The following is a 26,245-nucleotide window of genomic DNA, read 5'->3' as shown; positions in this document are numbered from 1 at the left end:
GGTCCGGTCGAACTCACTCAAGGCAACGGCCGCGTCACGGTGCCGCCGCGTCGATCGCCTTGACGATCCGCTTGTCGGAGACGGGGTACGCGGTGCCCAGCGCATGGGCGAAATAGCTCACCCGCAACTCCTCGATCATCCAGCGGATGTCGCGCACCTCCTGCGGCACCGGCCTGCCCTTGGGCAGCTGCTCCAGCAGCCAGGCGTACTCGTCCTGCATCTCGTGGACCTTCTCCATGCGCGTCGTGTCGCGCTGGACGGAGGTCGGCATCTGCTGCAGCCGTCGGTCCACCGCGACCAGGTAGCGCATCAGGTCGGGCAGCCGCCGCAGGCCGGTCCGGGTCACGAAGCCCGCCGGTACGAGCCACGCCAGCTGCTCGCGCACGTCCCGGACGTTGCCGGCGAGCGCCGCGCTGGTCGTCCCCTTGAGACGGCGCTCACAGGCCTGCCAGGCGGCCAGGATCTGCCCCACCTGGTCGACGGTCCGTACGGTCGCGTCCACGAGGTCCGCGCGGACCTTGTCGTACAGCTTCCGGAACGATTCCTCGTCCCAGGCCGGTCCGCCGTGGTCCGCGATCAGCTTGTCCGCGGCGGCCGTCGCGCAGTCGTCGAAGAGCGCCTGCACCGAACCGTGCGGGTTCGCGGACAGGGCCAGCTTCTGCTGGTTGGACATCCGGTCGGAGGCGAACTTCGCCGGGTTCACCGGGATGTTCAGCATGATCAGCCGGCGGGTGCCGCGCCACATCGCCTCCGCCTGCTCGGCCTCGGTGTCGAAGAGGCGTACGGAGACCGACGCGCCATCGTCCACCAGCGCGGGATAGGCCTTGACCGGCTGGCCCGCACGGCGGGTCTCGAAGACCCGCGTCAGGGTGCCGATCGTCCAGTCCTTGAGCCCCGTCCGCTCGACGGCGTCGCCGCCGGTCCGCCCGGCCGTGGCCGCGGCGGCCTCCGACAGCGCCTTGCGCGCCTTCGGCTTCAGCCGCAGGCGCAGCGACTCCAGGTCCTTGTCCTCGGCCAGCTTGCGGCGCCGCTCGTCAACGATCCGGAACGTGATCTTCAGATGGTCCGGGACCCGGGCCAGGTCGAAGTCCTCCGCCGAGACGGGCACCCCGACCATGCGGTGGAGTTCCCGCGCCAGCGTGACCGGCAGCGGCTCCTGGAGCGGGACGGCCCGCTCCAGGAAGGCCTTCGCGAAGTCCGGCGCGGGCACGTAGTTCCGGCGGATCGGCTTCGGCAGGGAGCGGATCAGCTCCGTGACGACCTCTGCGCGCAGCCCCGGGATCTGCCAGTCGAAGCCCTCGTCCGTGACCTGGTTGAGCACCTGGAGCGGGATGTGGACGGTGACACCGTCGGCGTCGGCGCCCGGCTCGAACTGGTAGGTGACCCGGAACTTCAGCCGGCCCTGCCGCCACGAGTCCGGGTAGTCGTCCTTGGTGACGGTCCCGGCCTTCTCGTTGATGAGCATCTCGCGCTCGAAGTCGAGCAGCTCGGGCTGCTCACGGCGCTTGTGCTTCCACCACGAGTCGAAGTGGGCGCCGGACACCACGTGCTCGGGCACCCGCTGGTCGTAGAAGTCGAACAGGGTCTCGTCGTCGACGAGGATGTCGCGGCGGCGGGCCCGGTGCTCCAGCTCCTCCACCTCGGTGAGGAGCCTGCGGTTGTCCGCGAAGAACTTGTGGTGCGTACGCCAGTCGCCCTCGACCAGGGCGTTGCGGATGAAGAGCTCACGGCTCGTCCCGGGGTCGATGCGGCCGTAGTTCACCTTGCGCTGGGCGACGATCGGCACGCCGTACAGGGTGACCTTCTCGTACGCCATCACCGCCGCCTGGTCCTTCTCCCAGTGCGGTTCGCTGTAGGTGCGCTTGACCAGGTGCTCGGCGAGCGGCTCGATCCACTCGGGTTCGATCTTCGCGTTGACCCGCGCCCACAGCCGGGACGTCTCCACCAGCTCGGCGGACATGACGAAGCGCGGCGGCTTCCTGAAGAGCGCCGAGCCGGGGAAGACCGCGAACCTGGCGTTGCGGGCGCCCAGGTACTCGTTCTTCCCCGTGGCCTTCCCGCCCTCCCGCCCGGAGTCCTTGACGTCCTTCATGCCGATGTGCGACAGGAGCCCGGCGAGGAGGGAGACGTGGACGGACTGCTCGGGCACACCGCCGTCCGCAGCGGGCTCCTCGAGGTGGAGCCCCATCTGCTTGGCGACCGTGCGCAGCTGGGCGTAGATGTCCTGCCATTCGCGGATGCGCAGGAAGTTCAGGTACTCCTGCTTGCACATCCGGCGGAAGCTGGACGAGCCGCGCTCCTTCTGCTGCTCGCGGATGTAGCGCCAGAGGTTGAGGAAGGCGAGGAAGTCGCTCGTCTCGTCCTTGAAGCGGGCGTGCTGCTGGTCGGCCTGGGCCTGCTTGTCGGCGGGGCGCTCCCGCGGGTCCTGGATGGACAGTGCGGCGGCGATGACCATGACCTCGCGGACGCAGCCGTTCTTGTCGGCCTCGATCACCATCCGGGCCAGGCGCGGGTCGACGGGCAGCTGGGCGAGCTTGCGGCCCATCTGGGTGAGCCGCGGCCCCTTCCTGCCGTCCTGGGGGGACTTCTGCGCCAGGTCGAGGGCGCCCAGCTCCTGGAGCAACTGCACACCGTCGCGGATGTTCCGGTGGTCCGGCGGGTCGATGAAGGGGAACTTCTCGATGTCGCCGAGGCCGGCCGCGGTCATCTGGAGGATGACCGAGGCGAGGTTCGTGCGCAGGATCTCGGCGTCCGTGAACTCCGGCCGGGACAGGAAGTCGTCCTCGCTGTACAGCCGGATGCAGATGCCGTCGGACGTCCGGCCGCAGCGGCCCTTGCGCTGGTTGGCGCTGGCCTGGCTGATCGCCTCGATCGGCAGGCGCTGGACCTTGGTGCGGTGGCTGTAGCGGGAGACACGGGCGGTGCCCGGGTCGATGACGTACTTGATGCCGGGCACCGTCAGGGACGTCTCGGCCACGTTCGTCGCGAGGACGATCCGGCGGCCCGAGTGCGCCTGGAAGACGCGGTGCTGCTCGGCGTGCGAGAGCCGGGCGTAGAGCGGGAGGACCTCGGTGTGGCGGAGGTTCTTCTTGTTCAGCGCGTCCGCGGTGTCGCGGATCTCCCGCTCGCCGGAGAGGAAGACCAGGATGTCGCCCGGCCCTTCCTGCTGGAGCTCGTCGACGGCGTCACAGATGGCGGTGATCTGGTCGCGGTCGGACTCGTCGGAGTCGTCCTCGAGCAGGGGCCGGTAGCGGACCTCGACCGGGTACGTACGTCCGCTCACCTCGACGATCGGCGCGTCGCCGAAGTGCCGGGAGAAGCGCTCGGGGTCGATCGTCGCGGACGTGATCACGACCTTGAGGTCCGGCCGTCTCGGCAGCAGCTGGGCCAGGTACCCGAGCAGGAAGTCGATGTTGAGGGACCGCTCGTGGGCCTCGTCGATGATGATCGTGTCGTAGGCGCGCAGCTCGCGGTCCGTCTGGATCTCGGCGAGCAGGATGCCGTCCGTCATGAGCTTGACGAAGGTCTCGTCCTGGTTCACCTGGTCGGTGAACCGGACCTTCCAGCCCACCGCCTCGCCGAGCGGGGTCCGCAGCTCCTCGGCCACACGTTCGGCGACCGTCCGCGCGGCGATCCGGCGGGGCTGGGTGTGCCCGATCATGCCGCGCACCCCGCGGCCGAGCTCCAGGCAGATCTTGGGGATCTGCGTCGTCTTGCCGGAGCCGGTCTCGCCCGCGACGATCACGACCTGGTGGTCCCGTATCGCCTCGAGGATCTCGTCCTTCTTCTGGCTGACCGGGAGCTGTTCGGGATACGTGACTTCGGGCACCCGTGCCGCGCGCAGGCCGGTCCGCTCGGCGGCCCTGCCGGCTTCGGCCGCGATCTCGTCGAGCACGGCCTGCCGGGCCTCGGGTGTGCGGATGCGGCGGGTGCCCTCGAGGCGCCGCCCGAGCCGGTGCGCGTCGCGCAGCGAGATCTCGGCCAGCTGCTTCTGGAGATCGGCGAAGGAAGTAGACATACGGGATCCAGGATCGCACCCGCGCGAGGGGACTGGCGAACCCATTTCCGGTGTTCCGGGGTGAGGGGGCCGGTGGATGCCGGACGGTGCGGCGGGTGAGGGGGAGAGGCTCCGGTCGGGGTGGGGATCGCCCGGTGGTCCGGCGGCGGGTTCCGGGCCCGGGCGGAGGGCCGTTGGGTCCGCCGGGCCGTGTCCCGGGCGGGGAGGACGGCTCCGTACGAGTGCTCCGTGCGACGGCTCCGTGCGGCCGGTGCGGGGCAGGGCGTACCGGCCCGGTGAGCGGCGGGCCCGTACGATTGCGGGCACGTCGACTCCAGGAGCCCCCGTTCATGCCCAGCCCCAGCAGCCGTTGGCACCGCTTCCTCGCGGTCGTGGCGGCGCTCACGGCGGTGCTGGCGGGGGCGCTTCTCTGCGCGGGGACGGGCACGGCCGCGGAAGCCGGCGGCACGGCCGAGCACGGCCGGCCGCAGACCGGCACGGCTCCGCGTGCCGCTGCGACGGAGCTGCCCGCGGTGGCGGCCCCGGCCGACGACCGACCGGTCCCCGGCTGCGGCGAGGGTTCCGGCGACGGCGGGCCGAGCCCCGCCACGCCGCCGCGCGGATCCGCCGCGCACGAACTCCTGCCCGCCCTGCCGACCACCGCCCACGGGACGGCCGGCTGCCCGGCGGCCGACGATGCCCTCCTGGACCCGGCGCCGGGGCGAGCCCCGCCCGCGCTCGCGGCTCCCGGCCCGATAGACCTCTCCGTCCTGCGCGTATAGGCCCGCGGTACCGCCCCGCCCTGTCCGTGACCCCTGCACCATCCGGAGAGTGAACACCGCCATGCCCGCGTCCCGTACCCCAGCCCGCAGCGGCACCCGCCGCGCCCGCTCCCTCAAGCCGTACGCGTACGGCGCCGCGGTCGCCGCCGCCGCGGTCCTGCTCGGCTTCGTCTCGTACACCGCCACCAAGCCCGACGACTCCGCGACCGGCGGGCGCTCCGCCGACGTCTCCGCCTCCCCGGACGCGGGCGTCTACCCGGAGCTGGAGAAGCTCGCCCGGCGCGCTGCCGGTGACCCCCTCGCCCTGGGCCGCGCCGACGCCCCCGTGGTGATGGTCGAGTACGCCGACTTCAAGTGCGGCTACTGCGGCAAGTTCGCCCGCGACACCGAGCCGGCGCTGATCAGGAAGTACGTGGAGAAGGGCGTCCTGCGGATCGAATGGCGCAACTTCCCGATCTTCGGCGAGGAGTCGGAGGCCGCGGCCCGGGCCGCCTGGGCCGCCGGGCAGCAGGGCCGGTTCTGGCAGTTCCACAAGGCCGCGTACGCCGACGGCGCCAAGGAGAAGGGCTTCGGGGAGCAGCGGCTCGAGGAACTGGCGGCCGAGGCCGGGGTGAAGGACCTGGCCCGCTTCACCCGGGACGCGGCCGGCGAGGAGGCACGCCAGGCCGTGGCGAGGGACCAGGAGGAGGGCTACGGGCTGGGCGCCACGTCCACGCCCTCGTTCGTGGTCAACGGCCGTCCGATCGCGGGTGCCCAGCCGGCGTCGACCTTCGTCGCCGCGATCGAGGCGGCGCGGAAGGCCGTGACCACGGAGCCCGCGGGACCGAAGTCGGCGCCCACGACCCCGGCACCCGGCGGAACCGGTCCCGGCAGCCCCGCGCCGGGGACGGCAGGCGAGTGAGTGACGAGTGAGCGACATCGGATACCTGGCCGCCTTCCTGGGGGGTCTGCTCGCCCTGCTCAGCCCGTGCAGCGCGCTGCTGCTGCCGGCCTTCTTCGCGTACTCGATCGACACCACGTCCCGGCTCCTCGCCCGCACCTGCGTCTTCTACGCGGGCCTGGCGACGACGCTGGTGCCACTCGGTGCCGCGGGCTCCTTCGCGGGACGCCTCTTCTACGGGCACCGTGACCTGCTGGTCGCGCTCGGCGGCTGGCTGATCGTCGCGCTCGGCGTCGCCCAGATCGCGGGCCTCGGATTCGCCTCCCGCCGTCTCACCGAGGCCGGCGGGCGGATCCGTCCCACCACCGCGCTCTCGGTCTACGCCCTCGGCGCGGTATACGGACTCGCGGGCTTCTGCGCGGGCCCGATCCTCGGCAGCGTCCTCACGGTGGCGGCCCTGAGCGGAAGCCCCGCGTACGGAGGGCTCCTCCTCGCCGTCTACGCCCTGGGCATGGCGGTGCCGCTGTTCGTCCTGGCCCTGCTGTGGGAGCGCTACGACCTGTCCCGCCGGCGCTGGCTGCGCGGGCGTACCCTGCGCGTCGCCGGCCGGTTCGAGCTGCACACCACCTCGGCCCTGTCCGGTCTGTTCTTCATCGTCCTCGGCACCGTCTTCCTCGTCTTCGACGGGACGACCGCCCTCCCGGGCCTGTTGTCGGTCGACGACTCCTTCGCGGTGGAGCAGTGGGCGTCCTCCGCGGGGCGGGCGGTTCCCGACTGGGCGCTGCTCGCCCTGGTGGTGGCGGCCGTGGCGATCGTCCTCGCGGTACGCGGGCTGAGAGGGCGGGACCGGGACCGCGACCGGGTGTGACGGCGTCCGTGCCCGGGCCCGTCGCGTTCCGAGCGGGCTGTCGCTCCCGCTGACCGCGGGCTCGCGGCCTCAGGTCCGCCGTCCTCCCCGTGACGTCCCTTCCGTGTCGGCGGGGATACCGCCGGGGGGACGGGGGCTCCCGCCTCCGGAGGGGCCCGCCACCTCGCGTTCGATCCACCGGCAGATCACGTCCACCACATAGGTGCGCTCCCGGCGGTTCAGCTCCCGGCCCTCGGGGATCCCGTGCAGGCGCTTCAGACAGGTGCGGCAGCACGTCGCGGTCGCGTGCTGGGCGACGAAGACGGGATGGCCGCGGTACGGGGTCTGCCTGCCGTCCTTGTACGGCGCGGCCGGGGCGAGCCGCTTGCCGATCAGGTCGTAGGCGTGCCATCGCAGCGTGGACGCACCGGTCAGCCGGGCCTTGGCCAGTTCAGGGCCGCGCAGATGGAACTTCCCGCGGAACGGATGGCGGGCGACGGCGTCGAGCCGCCGGTCCAGGTCGGGGCCGCGGGGGTACGACGGGGGAGGCGTGGAATCGGACATCGCACTCCCCAGGCTAGAACACCGGATATCGCAGGCTCACGGTCATCAGGCTCGCGGCCGCCGGCCGGTCGTCGGTCGGCGCCGGGCCTGCCTCCGTTCCGTCCGTCGGCGGCCACGGCTGACGTTCCGTGACGCCCCGCCGCGTACGGTGGCGTTCACCGATGCGGCGGCCGGGACGGTCACGGTGCCGTGACCGGCTGCCGGGCCCGCCGGACCGGCGGCGTCACCCCTTCCGAGGCACTCCCCGGGCGGGGCGTCCCGCCCGACGGGCGTGCACCGGCGCACGCGCCCGGCCGTGCCCGCCTACCCTGCCCCGGAGCCCGGGGACCGGCGTCACCCCGTTCACGGGGCTCGTGGAACCGACAGGGCTCACGCAACCCACGCGTCTCACAGAACTCGCAGTACCCGACCCAGGCACCCACACAGCTCACGGAACTCACGGAACTCACAGAACTCACGGAACTCATAGAACTCGCAGAACCGACGGAGATGACTGACATGCGGCTTCGCTGCGCTGTGCTCGACGACTTCCAGAACACCGCCACCGGCGTCGCCGACTGGAGCCCGGTCCAGGACCGGGTGCAGGTCGTCCGCTTCACCGAGCACTTCGCCACCGAGGACGAACTGGCGGCCGCGCTCGCCGACTTCGACATCGCGGTGACCCTTCGGGAGCGGGTCCGCTTCCCCGCCTCCCTGCTCGACCGGCTCCCCCGGCTGAAGCTGCTCGTCGCGTCGGGCATGAGGAACTCGGTCATCGACTACGCGGCTGCCGGGCGCAACGGGGTGACGGTCTGTGGCACCGGCAGTTCCCCCACCCCGACGGTCGAGCTGACCTGGGCGCTGCTCCTCGGTCTCGCCCGGGGCATCGTCACCGAGAACGACGCCCTGCGCTCGGGAGGGCCCTGGCAGTCGACGGTCGGTGCGGACCTGCACGGCGCGCGGCTCGGTCTGCTCGGCCTCGGCAGGATCGGCAGCAGGGTCGCCCAGGTGGGTCTCGCCTTCGGGATGGAGGTGACGGCCTGGAGCGAGCACCTCACCCAGGAGCGTGCGGACGAGGCCGGCGTCCGTCTGGCGGGCTCCCTGGAGGAACTGCTGCGCGACAGCGACTTCGTCTTGGTGCACCTCGTGCTCGGTGAGCGGACGCGGGGCCTGCTCGGTGCCCCGGAGCTGGCTCTGCTCAAACCGACCGCGTACCTGATCAACACGTCCCGCGCCGCCATCGTCGACCAGGACGCCCTCCTCGCGGCGCTGCACGAGGGGCGGATCGCGGGAGCGGGCGTCGACGTCTTCGACGTCGAACCGCTGCCCGCGGACCACCCGCTGCGCACGGCACCCCGGCTCCTCGCGACGCCACACCTCGGCTACGTCTCCCGCGGCAACTACCGCACCTACTACGGGGAGGCCGTCGAGGACATCGAGGCGTATCTCGCCGGCAGCCCGGTGCGTCTCCTCGGCTGACACCGCCGAAACGGGACGGACCGGCAACCTCCTGAAGGGCTGGGCGCCGCCGGCCCGGAACCCTGGTGCCGCACCGGCCCGCACGGTGCCGGAATCGTCACCCTGCGCGACGACGATGCGCGCCCGCGGTGATGGGCGGACCGGACCCCGTCCGTTCGTGCCGCCGGGGCGCGTACGGTCACCCGTCCCGGGCCGGCGCGGGGTGGAACCAGCTCGGCGCCCTGGTCCAGGACGCCCACGGCCGTCGGTGGGCCCGAGCACGAGAAAGCCCCCGCCGATGATCTCGACGGGGGCTTCTGCCCTGACGGGCTGCGGTGGCTGGGGCCGGGGTCGAACCGGCGACCTTCCGCTTTTCAGGCGGACGCTCGTACCAACTGAGCTACCCAGCCACGCGACTCGAGGAGTCGCAGCGGTCCTGACGGGATTTGAACCCGCGGCCTCCACCTTGACAGGGTGGCGAGCACTCCAAACTGCTCCACAGGACCAGAGGTGATGCATTGCGCGAGAGCCAGTCTCGCACACGGTGGTGCGTGCCCCCAACGGGATTCGAACCCGTGCTACCGCCTTGAAAGGGCGGCGTCCTGGGCCACTAGACGATGAGGGCTAAGGGCCCGCCTGGGCGCTTCGCAGCGCGTCGGGGACGTGAGAAGCATATGGGATGCGAGGACCTATCGCCAAAACGGTTTACGAGGCGGGGGACGGCAGGCCCGTCGGCGGCGGTGTCCGGGGCGCGTCCGGACCCTGCGGCGGAGGCGCCTTGGCCAGGTGGCGGCTGACCTCGGCCGTCGTGAGGCCCAGTCCGCCGAGGGTGATCTCGTCCCAGGCCTGGAGGGTCCGCGTGTCGCGGTCCAGGTAGAGCACGGAGGCCCGGACCTTCTCCGGTTCCTCGCGCTCGACCGCCCGCAGCCCGCCGCCGCCCGTGGAGCCCTCGATCTTGAGACGGGTGCCGAGCGGGAGGATCTCGGTGTCCCGGCGGTGGACGTGCCCCGCCAGGACCAGCGGCACCTCCCCGTCGGCCTCGCGGGCGGCGACGGGGTTGTGGGCGACCGCGATGTCGACCAGGGTGCCGGCCGCGCTCTGGTCGCGCAGGGACGAGGCCAGCCGGATGCCGGCCATCCGTTCGGCGGGATCGCCCGCGGGGACCGTCGAGCGGTCCGGGGTGAACTGGGGGTCGCCGGTGCCCGCCACCCGCAGGCCGCCCACGGTCACCGCCCGGCCCTCGTCGAGGACGTGCACGTTCTTCAGGCGCTGGAGATAGCGCTGGGTCACCAGCGAGTCGTGGTTGCCGCGCACCCAGACGTAGGGCGCCCCGAGGTCCGGGATCGGGTCGAGGAAGGTGTTCTCCGCGGCCGTGCCGTGGTCCATGGTGTCGCCGGAGTCGATGATCACGTCGATGTCGTACTGCTCCACGAGCGAGCCGACGATGTGCCACGACGCCGGGTTGAGGTGGATGTCGGAGACGTGGAGCACGCGCATGGTGCCCGGGTCCGGCTGGTAGACCGGCAGCGTGGAGGTCGCCTCGTACAGCTTGGTGACGTTGGTGACGAGGCGTGCCAACTCCTTCTGGTAGACGTCGAATTCGGTGACGATCGAGCGCGCGTTGCCGACGACCGAGGGGGCGCTGCTCAGCAGACCCGAGAACTTGGGCTCCAGGACCGATTTCGGGTTCCAGGTGGCCCATGCGCTCACTCCGGAGGCGGCCAGCAGGGCGAGGGCCAGGCCGCCCGCCGCGAGGGCGCGGCGCGGGCGGCGGTAGACGGCGAGGCCGAGGGCCGTGGCGCCGGAGACCACGGCGACGCAGGAGCGCAGGGCGAGCTCGCGTGTGCCGTCCGTGACGTCCTGGCCGATCTCCTCCTGGAGGCCGGCGAGACGCTCGGGATGCTGGACGAGCGCCTGTGAGCGGACGGGGTCGAGCCGGTCGATGTCGACGTCGAGCCGGATCGGCGCGGTGTGCGAGTCGAGTTCGAGGGCGCCGAGCGGGGAGACGTTGATCTTCGTGCCGCCGGAGAGGGACGGACGGAGCGCCATGTTCGTGTCCACGGGACCCACCGGGGTGCGGACGGCCCCCACGATCAGCAGCCCCAGCCACGCCCCCAGCAGGACGACGGCCAGCAGGCCGAAGGCGCGGCCGTACGGGTGAGGGCTGTGGACCAGGGTGCTGACGGGGCTCGTGCGGTGGGATCGGTAGTGGCGTTTGAGGCGGACGAGGCCGGCATGGAGGAGTTCGTGGGCGCGGGCCATTGGTCGCGTATGCCCGCGTCCCCGCCGGGCTATGCCCGCCGGTGGGGGCGCGTGTGCGTGACAATGGCCGGGTGCTGGAGATGACGCGCGAGGAGTTCGAGGAACTGGTCGCCGAGGCGCTGGACAGGATCCCGCCCGAGCTGACACGCCTGATGGACAACGTCGCCGTGTTCGTCGAGGACGAACCCGACCCGTCCGACCCCGAGCTGCTCGGGCTCTACGAGGGGACTCCGCTCACGGACCGCGGGGAGTGGTACGCGGGCGTGCTGCCGGACCGGATCACGATCTACCGGGGGCCGACGCTCCGGATGTGCGAGTCGCGCGAGGACGTGGTCGAGGAGACCGAGATCACGGTCGTCCACGAGATCGCGCACCACTTCGGGATCGACGACGAGCGGCTGCACGCGCTGGGTTACGGATGAGGCGGCCGGGAGCCGTGCGCCGGACGGGGGAGACGGCGGTGTTCGTGCCGTGGATCGGGGAACGCCCGGTGGTCGTGCCGCGGGCCGGGGACCGCCCGGTCGTCGTGCCGTGGGCGGCCCGGGGGCCGGCGGCCGTGGCACGGGCGACGCGGCGACCGCGGGCGTGGCCGGGGGCGGCGGATCCGAGGAGGTCGCGGCGCCGATGAGTTCGCACCCCTACCCCCCTTCGCACGGCCCCCGTGCGGAGGCGATCGACCCGGACGTCGACCTCCATGTGCCGGCCCAGCGCCTCGAGGTCGAGGGGCCCCGGAAGGGGAAGGTCCTCGCGGTGATCGCGGTCGGCGGGGCGGTCGGGGCGTCCGCGCGGTACGGGGTTTCGCTGCTGTGGCCCTCCGTCTGGGCGACGTTCGCCGTCAACGTGTTCGGCTGTCTGCTCATCGGCGTGCTGATGGTGCTGGTGAGCGAGCGCGGCGTCGTCACGCGCCCGCTCGTGCGGCCGTTCGTCGGCGTCGGGGTGCTGGGCGGGTTCACCACCTTCTCGACGTACGCACTCGACTTCGCCCGGCTGCTGGAGCGTCACCGGGCGGGAACCGCGCTGCTGTACGCCGTCGCGACGCTCGCCGGGGCCGTGGCGGCGGTGTGGCTGGGGGCGTCGGTGACCCGCCGGCTGGTGGACCGGCGGGAGGCGGGCCCGTGAACTGGGTGCTGGTCGTCGTGGGCGCGATGGTGGGCGCTCCGCTGCGCTATCTGATGGATCGTGAGGTCCAGCTGCGGCACGACTCGGTCTTCCCGTGGGGCACGTTCGTGGTGAACGCGTCCGGCAGTTTCGTCCTGGGCCTGCTGGCGGGTGCCTCGGTCGCGTCGGGCACCTACGCGTTGCTCGGCACGGGACTGTGCGGCGCCCTGACGACGTACTCGACCTTCTCCTACGAGACGCTGCGGCTGGCCGAGCGGGGCTGGCTGTTCCTGGCGCTGGCGAATGTGGCGGGGTCCGTGCTGGTGGGACTGGGGGCGGTGATCCTCGGGGCGGATCTGGCGGGGGGCCTGGGGCGCTAGCCGTCCGGTCCGGGCGGTCGCGCGGGGGCGTGTCCCTTGCGGGGCTCGGGGAGTTGGGCAGGGAAACCGCGTCCTGTGCCCCGGAGGTGCCACCGTGCGCCAGTTGTCCGCCCCCGGCCGTTGTGCCGTCTGGTTCGCCGCCGCACTGGCCGTCGTGGCCTCCGCCGGCTGTGTGAGCGTGGGTGACGACGCCGACGGGCCGTCGCCGTCGAAGTCTCCCCAGCGGCGCGGCGCGGCGGCCGAACCGGACGGCGGCGGGGGCGCTCCCGGCGGTTCCGGGGGCACGGGCCGTACGGGCATGGGCGGTACGGGGCCCTCCGGCGGCGCCGGAGCCAGGAGCGGCGGCGCGGACGTGTCGGCGAGCCCGGGGGTGTCCGCGGTGCCGCCGGCCTCGCCCCCCAGGGCGGCGGGCGGTCCGCATCAGCCGTCCCCCCAGAGGCCGACACCACCGCAGGGCGAGCCGACGCCGCCCGCCGAGCCCACGCCCCCGGCCGAGACGACGCCGCCCGCCGAGCCGACGCCGTCGAATCCCGATCCCGGACCCACCGGGGAGCCGACCGATCCGCCCACGGAGTCACCGGCCGCGGAGACCCAGATGGGCGCGATGCGGGAGGCCGTCGACGCGCAGGAGGAGGAGTTCGACGCGGAGCCGGAGGCGTCACCGCAGATGGCGCCCGTGTGACGGTGTGCTCGTGGAACGGCGGTGAGGTGGCGGGTTCGTCGGGGCACGCGGGTGACGTGGTCGGTGGTCCTCAAGCCTGGGTGCTGACGTGGTCCCCGCCCCTCGGCCTCCGGTGGGTGACGGGATCGGTCCGCCGGGGTGGGGTGCCGGTGGAGCGCCGGCGGTCGGCCGGGTCCCCGGGGGTGTGACGAGCGACGCACCGAAGCGGTTTGCCTTGAGCGGGGGGAGGTGCGTATGGTGGTAGATCGTTTGATCCCATTTGCCCGGCGCCACCACCGAAGCGCGCCGCGTGTGGCGCGTACTCTCCCTTGCCGTGGCTGACCGCATCGAGGCGGTCGAATTGCGAATCACGGAGTTTGGGCGCGTGCCGAGACTCCGGAAGGTTTCGCATTTCGCATGTCCATTTCCAGTTCTGACCGTGCCGTCATGCCCGAGAACGACGAGATCGTCGAGGTCGGGACCACCGACGGCGCCCACGTCACCGACGAGGCCGCGGACGCCGTCGAGACGTCCGACGCGCCCGAGGTGACCTTCGGCGACCTCGGCCTCCCCGAGGGCGTCGTCCGCAAGCTCGCCCAGAACGGTGTCACCGTCCCGTTCCCGATCCAGGCGGCGACCATCCCGGACGCCCTGGCCGGCAAGGACATCCTCGGCCGCGGCCGCACCGGCTCCGGCAAGACCCTCTCCTTCGGTCTGCCGCTGCTCGCCACCCTGGCCGGCGGCCACACCGAGAAGAAGAAGCCCCGCGGCGTCATCCTCACCCCGACCCGTGAGCTCGCCATGCAGGTCGCCGACGCGCTCCAGCCGTACGGCGACGTCCTCGGCCTGAAGATGAAGGTCGTCTGCGGCGGTACGTCCATGGGCAACCAGATCTACGCCCTGGAGCGCGGTGTCGACATCCTCGTCGCCACCCCGGGCCGGCTGCGGGACATCATCAACCGCGGCGCCTGCTCGCTCGAGTCCGTTCAGATCGCGGTCCTCGACGAGGCCGACCAGATGGCCGACCTGGGCTTCCTGCCCGAGGTCACCGAGCTGCTCGACCAGATCCCCGGGGGCGGCCAGCGCCTGCTGTTCTCCGCGACGCTGGAGAACGAGATCGACAGCCTCGTCAAGCGCTACCTGGTCGACCCGGTGACGCACGAGGTCGACCCGTCCGCGGGTGCCGTCACGACCATGACCCACCACGTCCTCGTCGTGAAGCCGAAGGACAAGGCCCCGGTCACGGCCGCCATCGCCGCCCGCAAGGGCCGCACCATCATCTTCGTCCGCACCCAGCTGGGCGCGGACCGCGTCGCCGAGCAGCTCGTCGACGCCGGTGTGCGCGCCGACGCGCTGCACGGCGGCATGACGCAGGGCGCCCGTACGCGCACGCTCGCCGACTTCAAGGACGGCTACGTGAACGTGCTGGTCGCGACCGACGTCGCCGCCCGCGGCATCCACGTCGACGGCATCGACCTGGTCCTCAACGTGGACCCGGCCGGTGACCACAAGGACTACCTGCACCGCTCGGGCCGCACCGCCCGCGCCGGACAGTCCGGCACGGTCGTCTCGCTGGCGCTGCCGCACCAGCGCCGCCAGATCTTCCGGCTGATGGAGGACGCGGGCGTCGACGCCTCGCGCCACATCGTCGGCGGGGCCGGCGCGTTCGACCCGGAGGTCGCCGAGATCACCGGCGCCCGTTCGCTGACCGAGGTCCAGGCGGACTCCGCGAGCAACGCCGCGAAGCAGGCCGAGCGCGAGGTCGACCAGCTCAGCAAGCAGCTGGAGCGCCTGCAGCGCCGTGCCGTCGAGCTGCGCGAGGAGGCGGACCGCCTCGTCGCCCGTGCGGCGCGCGAGCGGGGCGAGGACCCGGAGGCCGCGGTCGCCGAGGCCGCGCAGGCGGCGGAGGCCGAGGCTGCCGCCGAGGTCTCCGTCCCGGAGCAGCCGGTGCGTGAGGTCCGCGAGGAGCGTCCGGTCCGCGAGTTCCGCGAGCGCCGCGACGACCGTCGTGACGAGCGGGGCAACTTCGAGCGCCGTGACCGTCGTGACAACGACCGTGGCTTCGAGCGCCGTGACGACCGTGGTGGTTTCCGTCGGGACAACGACCGTCGTGACGACCGTGGCGGCCGTTCCTTCGAGCGCCGTGACAACGACCGTCCGTTCAGCCGCGAGCGTCGGGACAGCGACCGTCCGTTCAACCGTGACCGCCGTGACGACCGTGGTGGTTTCCGCCGGGACAACGACCGTCGTGACGACCGTGGCGGCCGTTCCTTCGAGCGCCGTGACAACGACCGTCCGTTCAACCGCGACCGCCGTGACGACCGTCCCTCGGGCGGCGGCTTCCGCCGCGACAACGACCGTCGTGACGACCGTGGCGGCCGTTCCTTCGAGCGCCGCGACCACCGCGCCGGCAGCGACCGTCCGTTCAACCGTGACCGCCGTGACGACCGTCCCTCGGGCGGCGGCTTCCGCTCCGGCCACGACCGCCCGTTCGGCCGCCGTGACGACCACCGCGGCGGCTCGAACTCCGGCTCCTTCGGGGGCGGCCGTCGTGACGACAAGCCGCGCTGGAAGCGCAACGGCTGAACCCGCGTAGAACGCTGAGCAGGGCCCGTACCCCGATGAGGGGTACGGGCCCTGACGCGTTGTCGGCGGACGCTGTTACGATCCGTCCACCTCGCAGTGGGGGGCACTGGAGGCGGGGCCGGGGGGCTCATGTTCATCCGACGCGTGCTCGGCATGCCGTAGGCCGTGACCTGGGTGAACGCCATCCCGCAGGTCCCGATCCGTCCGATCGAGAGTGCGGAGTTCCGTGTACGGCAAGAGACCCTTGCGTGTCATCGCCGCTGCCGCTGTGCTGGCGGCCGCGGCCGCCACAGGCCCGGCGGCGTCCACCGCCCAGGCGGCACCCACCGCAGAGGTGGTGATCCCGGCCGCGACGAGCGACCTGCCCGTGCGCAGCACACTGCTCAACACCGGGCCGCACGGCCATCTGCGCCACGAGGCGGGGCGCGGCACCGTCTGGCGCGCCTACGGCGCCGCCACCGACGTCCAGCTCGACAGCGTCGAGAGCCACGCGGGGGACGACTTCCAGCGGGGTACGGGCTCGGACGTCGTCGCCCGCCTCCTGGAGTCGCCGCGGCGGGTCGAGCTGCGGGACATGGTCGCCGGCGGAACCGTCACCGTGCCGGTGCCCGCCGATCACAGCTATGTGGGGGCCTTCGGCCGGCACGTGCTGACCCGCGACTCGCTCGGCGACGGCATGCGCTTCCATGTGCTCGACATGGAGACGGGGCAGCTGCGCGACCGGCTCGTCGAGGGTGTGCCCGCGGGGATCCACTCCTACGCCGTCCTCCCGGGCCTGGGTGACGCCGGCGGTCTGGTCATGGCCCTGCCCGGTGCCGGGAACGTGTGGCTGGACGTGACCCTGGGCCGTGTCGTACCGATCGGGAACGACGAGGAACTGGCTACCAGGCGATTCGCCCTGACTCCGGACCGGCTGCTGATCTGGTCGGGCGGCCAGGTGTCGGTGTACGCGCGCGGCGACCTCGACACACCGGAGCGGACCGTCCCGCTCCCCGAGGGCGACGCGCGGCTGCTGGGCATGGTGGGCGGCGAGCTCGTCGTGGCCCGGCACGATCCCGCCCTCGGACAACCCGACGAGTACCTGCCGGTGTGGCGGGTCGAGGCGCGTCCACTGGACGGCGGCGCCGTGCGCACACTGCTGGCCAGGTCGAGCGGCAGGGCGACGTTCACCCCGGACGGCGGGCTGCTGGTGCACGGTGGGGCGAGCATGTCCGAGTGGGGCGTGCAGGCGCTCCGGGCCGACGCGGCGGGGCGGGCCACCGTGTCCCGGGAGATCCCCGTCCAGGTGAAGGCCGTGGCGAACACGGTCCATCAGCTGTCGTTCCGGCAGGGCCGGCTGACGAGCGTGGAGGCGAGCGCGGCGGCCGGTCTCACCGGCCTCCACACGCGGACCGTCGAGCAGTCCGGCGGCGTACCCGCCGCCGGCGAGCGGAAGGACCGCGGCTGGGTGCCCGAGCAGCCCGTCGCCTGTTTCCAGAGTTACTGCCCCACCTTCGTGGAGACGGGGGACGGGCGCGTCGCGTACGGCGGGAGGACCCCCGTCTGGGGCGAGCCCGTCGTACCGCTGCACCGGCTGGCCGAAGGAAACCGGCTTCCGGCCACCAGGATCGACACCGGCACGGGCTATGCGGGCTTCGTGGGTGCCTGGGGCCGCTGGGCCGTGGTCCGCGCGAGCACGGCGGACGGCTCGGGGAGCACGCGGGTCGTCGACCTCGACACCGGCAAGGTGGTGAGGACGCTGCCGGTGCACGGGCTGTCCCTGTCGGGCACGACCCTCTGGACCACCGAGGGCAGCTCGGCCGTCGGGTACGACATCAGGACTGGGGGGGAGACCCAGTCGGCCTACCTCCCCGGCTGCATGCTCGACGGGGCCACGGCGATCGGCCGCTGGCTGCTCTGGAACTGCGCCGGCTCGCGAAACGACGAGGGCATCTTCGACCTCCAGACGCGCACCATCACCCCGCTGGGAATCGGCTACGGGGCGGGCGCGCAGCTCGGCGACGGGTTCGTCGTCTACCCGGCGGGCGGTTCGCTGAAGCTGAAGGACCTCCGGGACGGCGGCACGGTGCGGACCCTCACCGACGACCGGGTGTCCTACCAGCCGTGGGCCGTCGACCCGGCGACCGGCGCGGTGGCCTGGACGGACACCAGGAACGCCGTCCACCTGGTGGGCAGCGGCGTGGCACCGTCCGCGTCCGCCGTGCTGGATTCCGACGTCCCGGTGGCACAGGCGGTCAACGGCGGAGCCGCGCCCTGGCGGCCCCGCTGGTGGCTGTCCACGCCGACGGCCTCGTGGAAGCTGACCGTCAGGAGCGCGACGAGCGGCACGGCGGTGCGCACGCTGAGCGGCGGGACGGCGCGAGGTCTGGTGGCGGCCGCCTGGGACGCCAAGGACGACTCCGGCCGTCTGGTCGTCAGCGGCGCCTACACATGGACGCTGACGGCCGAGGCCGCTGACGGCCGGGCCGCAGCCACGGCGTCCGGCACGGTGACCCTGACCGGTGCGGGTGCGGTGCGCCGTGACCATGCGGGGCTCTCCGGTCCTGACGGTGTGGGGGACCTGGTGTCGTTGAGTTCGTCGGGCGCCATCGCCTTCCGGCACGGCAACGGGACGGGCGGGCTCGCGGGGGCGACGACGGGCTCCGGTTGGTCGACGTCGGCCGTGGTGGTTCCGTTCGGTGATCTGAACGGTGACCGGTGCAACGACGTGCTGGTGCGGCTGGGTGGTGAGTTGCGTGCGTACCGTCCGGGTTGCGGCAAGGCGCCGACGCCGACGACCGCGTACACGTCCCTGGGCGCGGTGTGGGCGCAGTTCAACGTGCTGACGTCGCCGGGGGACCTGACCGGTGACGGGCGCCCGGATCTGGTGGCGCGGCAGGCGTCGACCGGGGACATGTACCTCTACGCCGACAACGGCGCCGGCGGTCTGAAGGCCCGCGGGAAGATCGGTACGAACTGGAAGCTGTACCGGGCGATCTTCGGCGCGGGGGATCTGAACGGCGACGGCATCGGCGAGCTGCTGGCGGTGGACGGGGCGAACTCGCTGTGGCGGTACGACGGGACGGCGGCGGGCACCGTGAAGCCGCGGGTGCTGGTGTTCGGCAACAAGTGGGCCTCCGGCCGCAATGCGTTCGTCGGTGTGGGTGATCTGAACAAGGACGGCAAGGCGGACCTGCTCTCGCGGAACGCGGCCGGGGACCTGCTGCGCAACAGCGGGAACGGCGCCGGTTCGTTCGGTTCGACCGTGAAGATCGGGACGGGCTGGCAGGGCTACAAGGGCCTCTTCTGAGCCCTGCTCGGAGGTCCTTGTCCCCGGCCCGTGTCCCCTGGTGGGACGCGGGCCGGAGCCCTCGACGAAGCGCCCCCGCGTGCCGTGTCACGGCGGACGGCCCGTCCCTCATGTCCCCAACGGACCGTCGTCACGTCGGGGGACTTCGACCACGACGGCCGCCAGGACGTCATCGGGGGGACCGCGGCGGGCGCGGCCCCCCTGTACCACGTGAACACCCAGGGCGGGTCCGCCCCTTCGAAGCTGATCACGTCGAAGTGCTGGAAGACTCGTGGGGATCATTCACCGGCGCACAACCCAGGGGGAGTTCCGCGGGTCATAGCTTCCGAGGCGACGATGGGACGTCGCGTCCACCAGGGGGCTGACATGATCACCCGCACGCTCGGACACTCCTCTCTCGTGATCGGGACCGCCGTCGCGCTGGCCGCCGGCGGTCTCGCTCTCTCCCCGGCCAGGGCGGCCTCCCCGCCCGCCTCCCCGCCCGCCGCGCCGCTCGCAGCGGACGACGAGATCGTGATCACGCTCGGCACCCGCGGGGACCGTCCGGCACGGCCGGAGACCCTCGCCCTGGGCGGCGGGCGCCTCAGCGTCACGGCCTGGGTCGATCCGGAGCAGTGGCGGGGACTGTACGAGTACGACCTCCCGGCCACCGGAACCCCCACGCCCGGCCCTCGCCGGCTGGCCGACCCCGCCTTCTGGGTGCAGTGGCCCTGCCACGGCTCGACCGAGGAGCTCTGCGACGCCTTCGAATCCCGGCTGTGGGCGCTCGGCGACGGCCGCGTCGGCTACAACACCCCGCTCGGGGGCCAGGAAGCGGCCGGCGGGCAGGTGCCGCGGAGCCAGACGTCGCTCGGCTGGTTCGAGTCGCCCGACCTGGTCGTCGGCGCGGCGGGGCCGTACGTCGTCGTGAACAACACCCGACGGGCACAGCAGTTCATCGGCTCCTTCGACAAGGCGGACCGCGACCCGGCCGGCGACGGCCTCGTCCACAGCCGCTCCATCACCGCGTCCGCCGTGTGGGGCGACAAGCTGTGGAAGCCGGGGACCCGCGTCGGCACGGTCAACTCGTACGACCTGCGCACCAAGGCCAACTCGCCCGATCTCGACCTCGGTTCCGGATGCCGGCCGGACGTGCTCCAGGCGGTCGGGCGCTGGCTCCACTGGCGCTGTACCGACCAGGGCAAGGCGGGGGTGTGGGACCACACCGCCCGCCGAGGCATCCCGGTGCCCGTGGCGCACCGGACCGAACTCGGCGACGGCTTCCTCGTCCGCGAGAACCCCGAGAAGACCGAACTGCGACTGCTCGACTTCCACCGCGGCGCCGGGCAGCCCACGTCCGAGCGGCTGCTCACCGAGGGGCGGTACCTCTGGGACTGGACCGTCGACAAGTACGGCGGCCACGTGGCGTACACGGACGAGGGCGGGGCCGTCCGCATCAAGCCGGTGACCGTCCCGCGCTCCCCGCTCGTGCTGCTGAACGCCCGTACGGACGCGGCGCTCGACCTGGGCGAGGCGTCGGCGCGCTGGTGGGGGCACTGGCGGATGAGCCGCCCCGTGACCTCCTGGAAGCTGACGTTCACCGACGCGTACGGCAAGGTCGCGCGGGTGCTCTCCGGCACCGAGCGGGACGGCGCGGCGATCCGGGTCGGCTGGGACGGGCGCAGGGAGGACGGCCGCGCGGCGGCGGGCGGCCCGTACACCTGGACGCTCACCGCCGACGCGGGCGACGGCGCGGGCATGCGGGGCTTCGGCTCCGGTGCGATGCGGCTGACCGGTGGGTCGTCCGCGTTCCGTGACGCCGACGGCGACGGGCTCGGCGAGTACTACGCGATGACCACGGGCGGCAAGCTGTCGGCCCACCGGATCGGCGCGAGCGGGTACTGGGCCACCGGGCCCTGGCACCCGGCGACCCGGTTCGTCCCCTTCGGCGACATCGACGGCGACGGCTGCGAGGACATGCTGCTGCGCACCGTGGACGGCGGGATGTGGCGTGTCGGCGGCCGGTGCGAGGGCGTGTACTTCCCGTCCGGCCGGGGCAGCACCCATGTGCGGATCGGCACGGGCTGGAACAGCATGGACGCCTTCGCCGCGCCCGGCGACCTGACCGGCGACGGCCGCCCCGACCTGCTGTCCCGTCACAGCGCCACCGGCAAGCTCTATCTCTACCGCTCCAACGCGCGTGCCGGTCTCGACCCGGGCGTCGTCATCGGTTCGGGGTGGAAGGGCTACCGCCTGGTCGGCGCGGGCGACATCGACCGGGACGGCCACGCCGACCTGGTCGCCCGGGACCCGGGCGGCGAGCTGTGGCGCTACGGGGGCACCGGGGCCGGCACGCTGAAGCCCCGCGTCCTGGTGTTCAAGGACTGGGGCGCCGGCCGCAGCGACATCCTCGGCGTCGGCGACATCACCGGTGACGGCCTCCCGGACCTCCTCTCCCGCGACACGAACGGCAAGCTGCTGCGCAACAAGGGCGACGGCAAGGGGTCGTTCGGCGCCACGGTGACGCTGGGAACGGGCTGGCAGCACTACCGGGCGCTGTACTGAGGTGCGCTGGGCCCGGGGAGAGGGCCGGCCGACCGGGGTGCCCGGCTGCCGGCTCGCCCCGGCGCCCCGCTCCGTACCGTGCGCCCCGGCGTACACCCGCTCGGCACACCGTTCCGACCGGCGCGCACACGCCGGCCGACTCTCGGTTTCCGCCTCGGACGGGACCCCGTCCCGGCTCGGACTGCTCCCCGTTCCGCCTCGGACGGCACCCTGCGACGGATACCCGATCGGATGCCGGGCGCCGTACGGCTATGCTCGGGGATGACTCGCCGAGGGCCGTTAGCTCAATTGGCAGAGCAGCGGACTTTTAATCCGTTGGTTGTGGGTTCGAGTCCCACACGGCCTACCTCCCTGTGCCCGACCGGACGCCGTCCGGCCGGGCACTGCTCGTGCGGGGCGCGTTGGGGCTCCGCGCCCGGGCCCGGCGCCGAACGGCGCCGGGCACGGCCGCCTGTGAGGCACCGTCAGCGCTGCCGCCCCCGGTCCGCTGCCCCCGGCTTCGCCCCGGTCTCGTGGCCCGTGCCCGCCGGACGGCGCCGCGTACGGCGCACCGCTCCCCCTCGCTCCCGGGACGTGCGCGCGCCCGGCCGGACCGGCCGGGCGCCTCCGCGGACCGTCGTATGCGGTGATCGGCGGTGCCGGGCGTGCGGGCTGGTCCCCGGAGGGGGAAAACTGGAGGTATGGCTAGCAAGGCACGCCTCGAGGGCGGGCCGGACGATCTGCAAGGGCAGGTCGTGCCGATCACCCCTCCGGGGCAGGAGCTGAAGATTCCGCATCGCGGCGGCTACGAGCACTTCAAGGCCACGACCCGCCACGAGGACGCCCCCGAGGGGCGGCTGACCGTCTACGAGTGGTGGGAGCGCACCGAAATCGCGGAGTAACCACAGGTCAGAGGGCCGGGAAGGACCGGGGCGGGCGGGTTTGGCGCGCCGGGCGGGTGGCTGTCGCGCCGCTTCGCCCGCTCGCGGTGCCACCGTGATCGCGGAAAATGGATTTGATCTTGCTCCGCATGGCGTAAGGTGGTGTTCACCGACGCGGGGTGGAGCAGCTCGGTAGCTCGCTGGGCTCATAACCCAGAGGTCGCAGGTTCAAATCCTGTCCCCGCTACTGAAGGCCGAGGGCCCGGGACCACATGGTCCCGGGCCCTCGGTGCATTCGGGCCGCTGCGCTTTCCGATCGGGCCCCGCGCCCTCGCCCCCCGGCCCCCTCTCCCGCCCGTCCGGGAGCCGGCCTTCTCCTGACTTCCGGATCCGGCCCTTGACCTTTACGCAACGTCAAGATCTAGCGTTTCCGGCATGGAGTGGTCCATCCAGGAAATCGCCAGGAAGGCGGGCACGACGAGCCGCACGCTTCGCCACTACGGGGAGCTCGGCCTGCTCGTACCGAGCCGGGTCGGCAGCAACGGCTACCGCTACTACGACCAGGAAGCCCTCGTCCGGCTGCAGCGCATCCTGCTGCTGCGGGAGCTGGGCCTCGGTCTGCCCGCCATCGCGCAGGCCCTGGAGGGCCAGCGGGACACGGCCGCCGCACTGCGCACGCATCTTCGGCTGCTGGAGCAGGAGCGGGAGCGCATCGGGCGGCAGATCGCCTCGGTGCGGACCACTCTCGACCGGACCGAGAAAGGGGAGGAACTGATGGCGGAAGAGGTCTTCGACGGCTTCGACCACACCCGGTACGAGGAGGAGGTGACCGAGTGGTGGGGCCGTGAGGCGTACGAGAAGGGCGACCGCTGGTGGCGCTCGCTGAGCGCGCAGGAGAAGCGGGACTTCCAGGACCGCCAGGTCGCGATCGCCCGTGACTTCGGGCAGGCTCTCAAGGACGGCCTCGCCCCGGACGGCGACGAGGCCCAGGACATCGCACGGCGGCACTGCGAGTGGCTGTCGGAGACGGTCACCCCGACCAGGTCGTACGTGATCGGGCTGGGTGAGATGTACGTCGCCGACGCGCGGTTCACGGCCAACTACGACCGGCACGGCGAGGGCACCGCGGTCTTCGTGAGGGACGCGATGAAGGTCTACGCGGAGCGCCACCTCGGTGACGACCGGTAGCCGCGCCCCGCACCGGACCGGTGGCACGGGCGGCGAGGACCCGCGAGGTCGCAGGTCCACGGCAGTCCGGCGAAGGTCGGCCGCGCTCCGCGGCACGGTCACCGGGAGGGCCCCCTGGTGACCCTCACGCGGGGGGTGGCGGTGCCCGCGCGGCTGGGCCGGTTGGCCGATGGCGAGTCGTGGCGCGGCGCCGCTGCGGCCAGCCTGAATGGGGCGCGGTACCGTCCGCGGCCCTGGACGGACCCGGCAGGAGACCACTGGTGCGGCATCGGGAGCGCGGCAAGGGACAGCGGCAGAACGGTGGCCGCCGCTTCGTCGCGGTCCTCCCGTGGCTGCTGATCGTGGGCGGGGTCTTCTACGACCTGGGAACGCCCGACACCTTCACTGCCGCGCCCCTCTTCACCGCCGCGCCGCTGGTCGCCGCCCCGTTCTTCGCGATGCTCTACACGCTGGCCACCGGCGTCGCCGCCTGCGCCGCGGTGACCGGCCTCCACGTCTACAGCGACCGACTCCAGAGGATCCCGGCCGTCACCGAGCTGCTGACCGTGTTCACGGTCTCCGTGCTGGCCCTCTTCATCAACCAGATCGTGCGCCGCAGCGGTGAGCGCCTGGCGTCGGCCCGGGTCGTCGCGGAGGCGGCGCAGCGGGCCGTGCTGCCCACGCCGGACGACCGGATCGACGGCCTCCAGGTCGCGGCCCGGTACGAGGCGGCCGAGCAGGACGCGTTCATCGGCGGGGACCTCTACGCCGTCCAGAGGACGCCGTACGGGGTGCGGCTGATTGTGGGGGACGTGCGGGGGAAGGGCCTGGGCGCGGTCGCGACGGTGGCCGTCGTGCTGGGTGCGTTCCGTGAGGCCGCCGAACAGGAGGACTCGCTGGCGGGGGTGGCGCAGCGGCTGGAGCGGGCGCTGGCACGGGAGGGTGCGCGGGACTCCGGGTTCGACGCCGTCGAGGGCTTCACCACCGCCGTGCTCGCCGAGATCCCGCACGCCGGCGGGGAGATCAGGATCGTGAACCGGGGGCATCCGCCACCCCTGCTGCTCGGGGCGGACGGCGCGCTGCTCGTGCTGGATCCGCCCGAGCGCGCGCTGCCCCTGGGGATGGGCCTGGGGACTTGGCCGGACCAGCCGTCCCAGACGCCCTACCCGCCCGGCGGCACGCTGCTCCTGTACACCGACGGCCTGTCCGAGGCGCGGGACGCGCACGGGGTCATGTACGACCCGCGCCGGCGGCTCCGAGGCCGGGTCTTCTCCGGTCCGGAGGAACTGCTGGACGCGGTCGTCGCCGATGTGCGGCGGCACACGGGAGGCGCGGCGACGGACGACATGGCGCTGCTCGCGGTCACCCGGGAGGGGGAGCGGCAGCCGCTGCGGCGCCGGACGATGCCCGTCCTCCCCTGAGGGACGGGTCGTTGCCGATGCGGCGCACGAGGCGCCGGGGCCGCCTGAGCGGCGTGATGCCACGGAGCGTAACCGAAAGGAAGCCCTCCGCATAACATTTGATGAACCGTCAGAAGTGCAACCTCGAACGAGGGGCGATCAACTTGCCCGATTCGGCCCTGTTGTTGCAGATAAGTTCTGGCCAACGTCCTTAACGATCAGTCGGAACAGCTTGGAATCCGGCCTCGGTCTCTATTAACGTTCGATAACGCAGCGCGGTCGTCCCAGTCGTCGCCAGAGACGGCACCGTGCGCACGCGCCGAATCCCGCAAGGGAACCGGGGAACCACCAATTGGGGTGAATCGGGCACTTCGTGGTGCCCGTAGGAGACCTTCCTGCTCCGAACCCGTCAGCTAACCCGGTAGGCGAGAAGGAAGGAAAGGAGAACGCCTCCGTGGCGTCCAACGAGCCTGCCCTCCAGGAGCCCCCCACTGCGCAGTGGGTCCCCAGCGACCAGTGGGCTCCCGCCCCCGGGGCGGAGGAGTGGAACCCGACCGAGGAATCGGTCCGTCCCGTCCGTGGCAGGCACCGCGTCGTCAAGCAGCGCAACGCGCTCGCACGGAGCTCCACCGTTCTCGGTGTGGGCGTCATCGCCGCGGTCGGCGCGGGCGGCATGGCCACCGCCCAGGACAAGCCCGCGGTCTCCATCTCCCTTCCCGACGTCATCGCGGACAAACTCCCCGACCCCGAATCGCTGCCCGGTGTGGGCTCCTTGATGTCGGACGAGTCCGGCGACGAGGCAGTCGCGGACGGGCCCCTCACCACGGCCGACACCGCGGCCCAGGGTGGCGACGCGGGCGAGGCCCTGCGCGCCCGGATCCTCCAGCAGGCCGAGCAGCAGCAGGCCCAGGCCGAGGCCGAGGCGCAGGCGGCCGCCGAGCAGGCCGCCGCGGAGCAGGCAGCCGCCGAGGCGAAGCAGCAGAAGACCGAGGCGGCCCAGGCCGCCGAAGCGGCCGCGGAGGCCGAGCGCAAGGCAGCCGAGGAGGCCGCGCGCAAGGCGGAGGCCGAGCGTCTCGCCAAGCTCGCCGCGAGCTACTCCCTGCCGACCTCGTCGTACACGCTCACCTCCACCTACGGGCAGGCCGGATCCATGTGGTCCTCCGGCTACCACACGGGTCTCGACTTCGCCGCGCCGACGGGCACTCCGGTCAAGGCCGTGCACGGCGGCACGATCAAGTCGGCCGGCTGGTCCGGTTCGTACGGCTACCGCATCGTGCTGGAGCTCGAGGACGGCACCGAGGTCTGGTACTGCCACCTGTCGTCGATGACCGTCGGTGTGGGGCAGAAGGTCTCCACCTCCGAGACCATCGGCCGGGTCGGCGCCACCGGCAACGTCACCGGCCCGCATCTGCACCTCGAGGTCCACACCTCGGGCGGCGCCGGCATCGACCCCGCCGCGTGGCTGCGCGACAAGGGCCTCTCCGTCTGACC

General features: G+C 72.7%; 18 protein-coding genes, 5 tRNA genes and 1 riboswitch. Of the genes, 17 read left to right on the top strand and 6 right to left on the bottom strand.

Going from position 1 to position 26,245, the window contains the following annotated elements; translation table 11 throughout:
- Positions 1 to 34 precede the first annotated feature (34 nt).
- Positions 35 to 4,018 carry an ATP-dependent RNA helicase HrpA gene (gene hrpA / locus QRN89_RS16730; protein ID WP_290350243.1) on the bottom strand — a complete coding sequence of 1,328 codons (3,984 nt, stop codon included), beginning with the start codon at positions 4,016 to 4,018 and terminating at the stop codon, positions 35 to 37.
- A 329-nt stretch (positions 4,019 to 4,347) separates the two neighbouring features.
- On the opposite strand from hrpA, the gene QRN89_RS16725 reads away from it, so the two are divergent.
- From QRN89_RS16725 to QRN89_RS16715, 3 genes are all read left to right on the top strand, one after another.
- Positions 4,348 to 4,779 carry a hypothetical protein gene (locus tag QRN89_RS16725; protein ID WP_290350242.1) on the top strand — a complete coding sequence of 144 codons (432 nt, stop codon included), beginning with the start codon at positions 4,348 to 4,350 and terminating at the stop codon, positions 4,777 to 4,779.
- 61 nt (positions 4,780 to 4,840) lie between these two features.
- The gene (locus QRN89_RS16720; RefSeq protein ID WP_290353737.1) at positions 4,841 to 5,680 is read left to right on the top strand and encodes a DsbA family protein; all 840 of its coding nucleotides are present in this window, start codon (positions 4,841 to 4,843) and stop codon (positions 5,678 to 5,680) included.
- Between the two features lie 7 nt (positions 5,681 to 5,687).
- Complete coding sequence (locus tag QRN89_RS16715) at positions 5,688 to 6,527, top strand: cytochrome c biogenesis CcdA family protein (RefSeq protein ID WP_290350241.1); 840 nt, start codon at positions 5,688 to 5,690, stop codon at positions 6,525 to 6,527.
- A 69-nt stretch (positions 6,528 to 6,596) separates the two neighbouring features.
- Here the strand turns inward: QRN89_RS16715 and QRN89_RS16710 are convergent, their stop codons facing one another.
- Positions 6,597 to 7,070 (bottom strand): DUF4186 domain-containing protein, encoded by a 474-nt coding sequence (locus tag QRN89_RS16710; RefSeq protein ID WP_290350240.1) that lies wholly within the window; start codon positions 7,068 to 7,070, stop codon positions 6,597 to 6,599.
- Between the two features lie 498 nt (positions 7,071 to 7,568).
- Here QRN89_RS16710 and QRN89_RS16705 point away from each other — a divergent pair, with 498 nt between their 5' ends.
- Complete coding sequence (locus QRN89_RS16705) at positions 7,569 to 8,528, top strand: D-2-hydroxyacid dehydrogenase family protein (protein ID WP_290350239.1); 960 nt, start codon at positions 7,569 to 7,571, stop codon at positions 8,526 to 8,528.
- A gap of 315 nt (positions 8,529 to 8,843) precedes the next feature.
- On the opposite strand, the gene QRN89_RS16700 is transcribed toward QRN89_RS16705, so the two are convergent.
- The 4 genes from QRN89_RS16700 to QRN89_RS16685 all read right to left on the bottom strand — a co-directional run bounded on the left by QRN89_RS16700 (position 8,844) and on the right by QRN89_RS16685 (position 10,769).
- A tRNA-Phe gene (locus QRN89_RS16700) sits at positions 8,844 to 8,917 on the bottom strand.
- Between the two features lie 21 nt (positions 8,918 to 8,938).
- Positions 8,939 to 9,013 (bottom strand) — tRNA-Asp (locus QRN89_RS16695).
- 46 nt (positions 9,014 to 9,059) lie between these two features.
- Positions 9,060 to 9,132, bottom strand: a tRNA-Glu gene (locus QRN89_RS16690).
- An 80-nt stretch (positions 9,133 to 9,212) separates the two neighbouring features.
- The gene (locus QRN89_RS16685) at positions 9,213 to 10,769 is read right to left on the bottom strand and encodes a metallophosphoesterase family protein (RefSeq protein ID WP_290350238.1); all 1,557 of its coding nucleotides are present in this window, start codon (positions 10,767 to 10,769) and stop codon (positions 9,213 to 9,215) included.
- 71 nt (positions 10,770 to 10,840) lie between these two features.
- Here QRN89_RS16685 and QRN89_RS16680 point away from each other — a divergent pair, with 71 nt between their 5' ends.
- The 13 genes from QRN89_RS16680 (at position 10,841) to QRN89_RS16620 (ending at position 26,243) form a co-directional block, all read left to right on the top strand.
- On the top strand, positions 10,841 to 11,191 hold the full coding sequence (locus QRN89_RS16680) for a metallopeptidase family protein (protein WP_199800681.1): 351 nt from the start codon (positions 10,841 to 10,843) through the stop codon (positions 11,189 to 11,191).
- A gap of 202 nt (positions 11,192 to 11,393) precedes the next feature.
- Entirely contained in the window at positions 11,394 to 11,888 is a 495-nt protein-coding gene (locus QRN89_RS16675) for a fluoride efflux transporter FluC (protein ID WP_290350237.1), read from the top strand.
- On the top strand, positions 11,885 to 12,247 hold the full coding sequence (gene crcB / locus QRN89_RS16670; protein WP_290350236.1) for a fluoride efflux transporter CrcB: 363 nt from the start codon (positions 11,885 to 11,887) through the stop codon (positions 12,245 to 12,247). Before QRN89_RS16675 ends, crcB begins: the two co-directional genes overlap by 4 nt.
- Positions 12,248 to 12,341: 94 nt before the next feature.
- Entirely contained in the window at positions 12,342 to 12,929 is a 588-nt protein-coding gene (locus tag QRN89_RS16665; protein ID WP_290350235.1) for a hypothetical protein, read from the top strand.
- Positions 12,930 to 13,325: 396 nt separating this feature from the next.
- Positions 13,326 to 15,494 (top strand): DEAD/DEAH box helicase, encoded by a 2,169-nt coding sequence (locus tag QRN89_RS16660; protein ID WP_290350234.1) that lies wholly within the window; start codon positions 13,326 to 13,328, stop codon positions 15,492 to 15,494.
- A gap of 226 nt (positions 15,495 to 15,720) precedes the next feature.
- Positions 15,721 to 18,783, top strand: coding sequence for an FG-GAP-like repeat-containing protein (locus QRN89_RS16655; protein WP_290350233.1), 3,063 nt, complete (start codon positions 15,721 to 15,723; stop codon positions 18,781 to 18,783).
- A gap of 366 nt (positions 18,784 to 19,149) precedes the next feature.
- Complete coding sequence (locus tag QRN89_RS16650) at positions 19,150 to 21,327, top strand: FG-GAP-like repeat-containing protein (protein WP_290350232.1); 2,178 nt, start codon at positions 19,150 to 19,152, stop codon at positions 21,325 to 21,327.
- Positions 21,328 to 21,600: 273 nt separating this feature from the next.
- Positions 21,601 to 21,673 (top strand) — tRNA-Lys (locus tag QRN89_RS16645).
- A gap of 334 nt (positions 21,674 to 22,007) precedes the next feature.
- The gene (locus tag QRN89_RS16640; protein WP_290350231.1) at positions 22,008 to 22,208 is read left to right on the top strand and encodes a DUF5988 family protein; all 201 of its coding nucleotides are present in this window, start codon (positions 22,008 to 22,010) and stop codon (positions 22,206 to 22,208) included.
- A 152-nt stretch (positions 22,209 to 22,360) separates the two neighbouring features.
- Positions 22,361 to 22,434, top strand: a tRNA-Met gene (locus tag QRN89_RS16635).
- Positions 22,435 to 22,622: 188 nt separating this feature from the next.
- Positions 22,623 to 23,375 carry a MerR family transcriptional regulator gene (locus QRN89_RS16630; protein WP_290350230.1) on the top strand — a complete coding sequence of 251 codons (753 nt, stop codon included), beginning with the start codon at positions 22,623 to 22,625 and terminating at the stop codon, positions 23,373 to 23,375.
- A gap of 260 nt (positions 23,376 to 23,635) precedes the next feature.
- Complete coding sequence (locus tag QRN89_RS16625) at positions 23,636 to 24,775, top strand: PP2C family protein-serine/threonine phosphatase (protein WP_290350229.1); 1,140 nt, start codon at positions 23,636 to 23,638, stop codon at positions 24,773 to 24,775.
- A 286-nt stretch (positions 24,776 to 25,061) separates the two neighbouring features.
- Positions 25,062 to 25,197: riboswitch (cyclic di-AMP (ydaO/yuaA leader) on the top strand.
- Positions 25,198 to 25,208: 11 nt separating this feature from the next.
- The gene (locus tag QRN89_RS16620; protein WP_290350228.1) at positions 25,209 to 26,243 is read left to right on the top strand and encodes a M23 family metallopeptidase; all 1,035 of its coding nucleotides are present in this window, start codon (positions 25,209 to 25,211) and stop codon (positions 26,241 to 26,243) included.
- Positions 26,244 to 26,245: the final 2 nt, after the last annotated feature.

The organism is Streptomyces sp. HUAS CB01 (assembly GCF_030406905.1).
In the GTDB taxonomy this organism is placed as follows: domain Bacteria; phylum Actinomycetota; class Actinomycetes; order Streptomycetales; family Streptomycetaceae; genus Streptomyces; species Streptomyces chengbuensis.
The sequence above is the reverse complement of the archived record's forward strand: the minus strand, read 5'-3'. Positions and strand labels throughout refer to the sequence as shown.

Coding starts and splice junctions, on each gene's coding strand:
- hrpA (WP_290350243.1), bottom strand. CDS start 4,018: ATGTCTACTTCCTTCGCCGATCTCCAGAAGCAGCTGGCCGAGATCTCG.
- QRN89_RS16725 (WP_290350242.1), top strand. CDS start 4,348: ATGCCCAGCCCCAGCAGCCGTTGGCACCGCTTCCTCGCGGTCGTGGCG.
- QRN89_RS16720 (WP_290353737.1), top strand. CDS start 4,841: ATGCCCGCGTCCCGTACCCCAGCCCGCAGCGGCACCCGCCGCGCCCGC.
- QRN89_RS16710 (WP_290350240.1), bottom strand. CDS start 7,070: ATGTCCGATTCCACGCCTCCCCCGTCGTACCCCCGCGGCCCCGACCTG.
- QRN89_RS16705 (WP_290350239.1), top strand. CDS start 7,569: ATGCGGCTTCGCTGCGCTGTGCTCGACGACTTCCAGAACACCGCCACC.
- QRN89_RS16685 (WP_290350238.1), bottom strand. CDS start 10,769: ATGGCCCGCGCCCACGAACTCCTCCATGCCGGCCTCGTCCGCCTCAAA.
- QRN89_RS16675 (WP_290350237.1), top strand. CDS start 11,394: ATGAGTTCGCACCCCTACCCCCCTTCGCACGGCCCCCGTGCGGAGGCG.
- QRN89_RS16660 (WP_290350234.1), top strand. CDS start 13,326: ATGTCCATTTCCAGTTCTGACCGTGCCGTCATGCCCGAGAACGACGAG.
- QRN89_RS16650 (WP_290350232.1), top strand. CDS start 19,150: ATGATCACCCGCACGCTCGGACACTCCTCTCTCGTGATCGGGACCGCC.
- QRN89_RS16640 (WP_290350231.1), top strand. CDS start 22,008: ATGGCTAGCAAGGCACGCCTCGAGGGCGGGCCGGACGATCTGCAAGGG.
- QRN89_RS16630 (WP_290350230.1), top strand. CDS start 22,623: ATGGAGTGGTCCATCCAGGAAATCGCCAGGAAGGCGGGCACGACGAGC.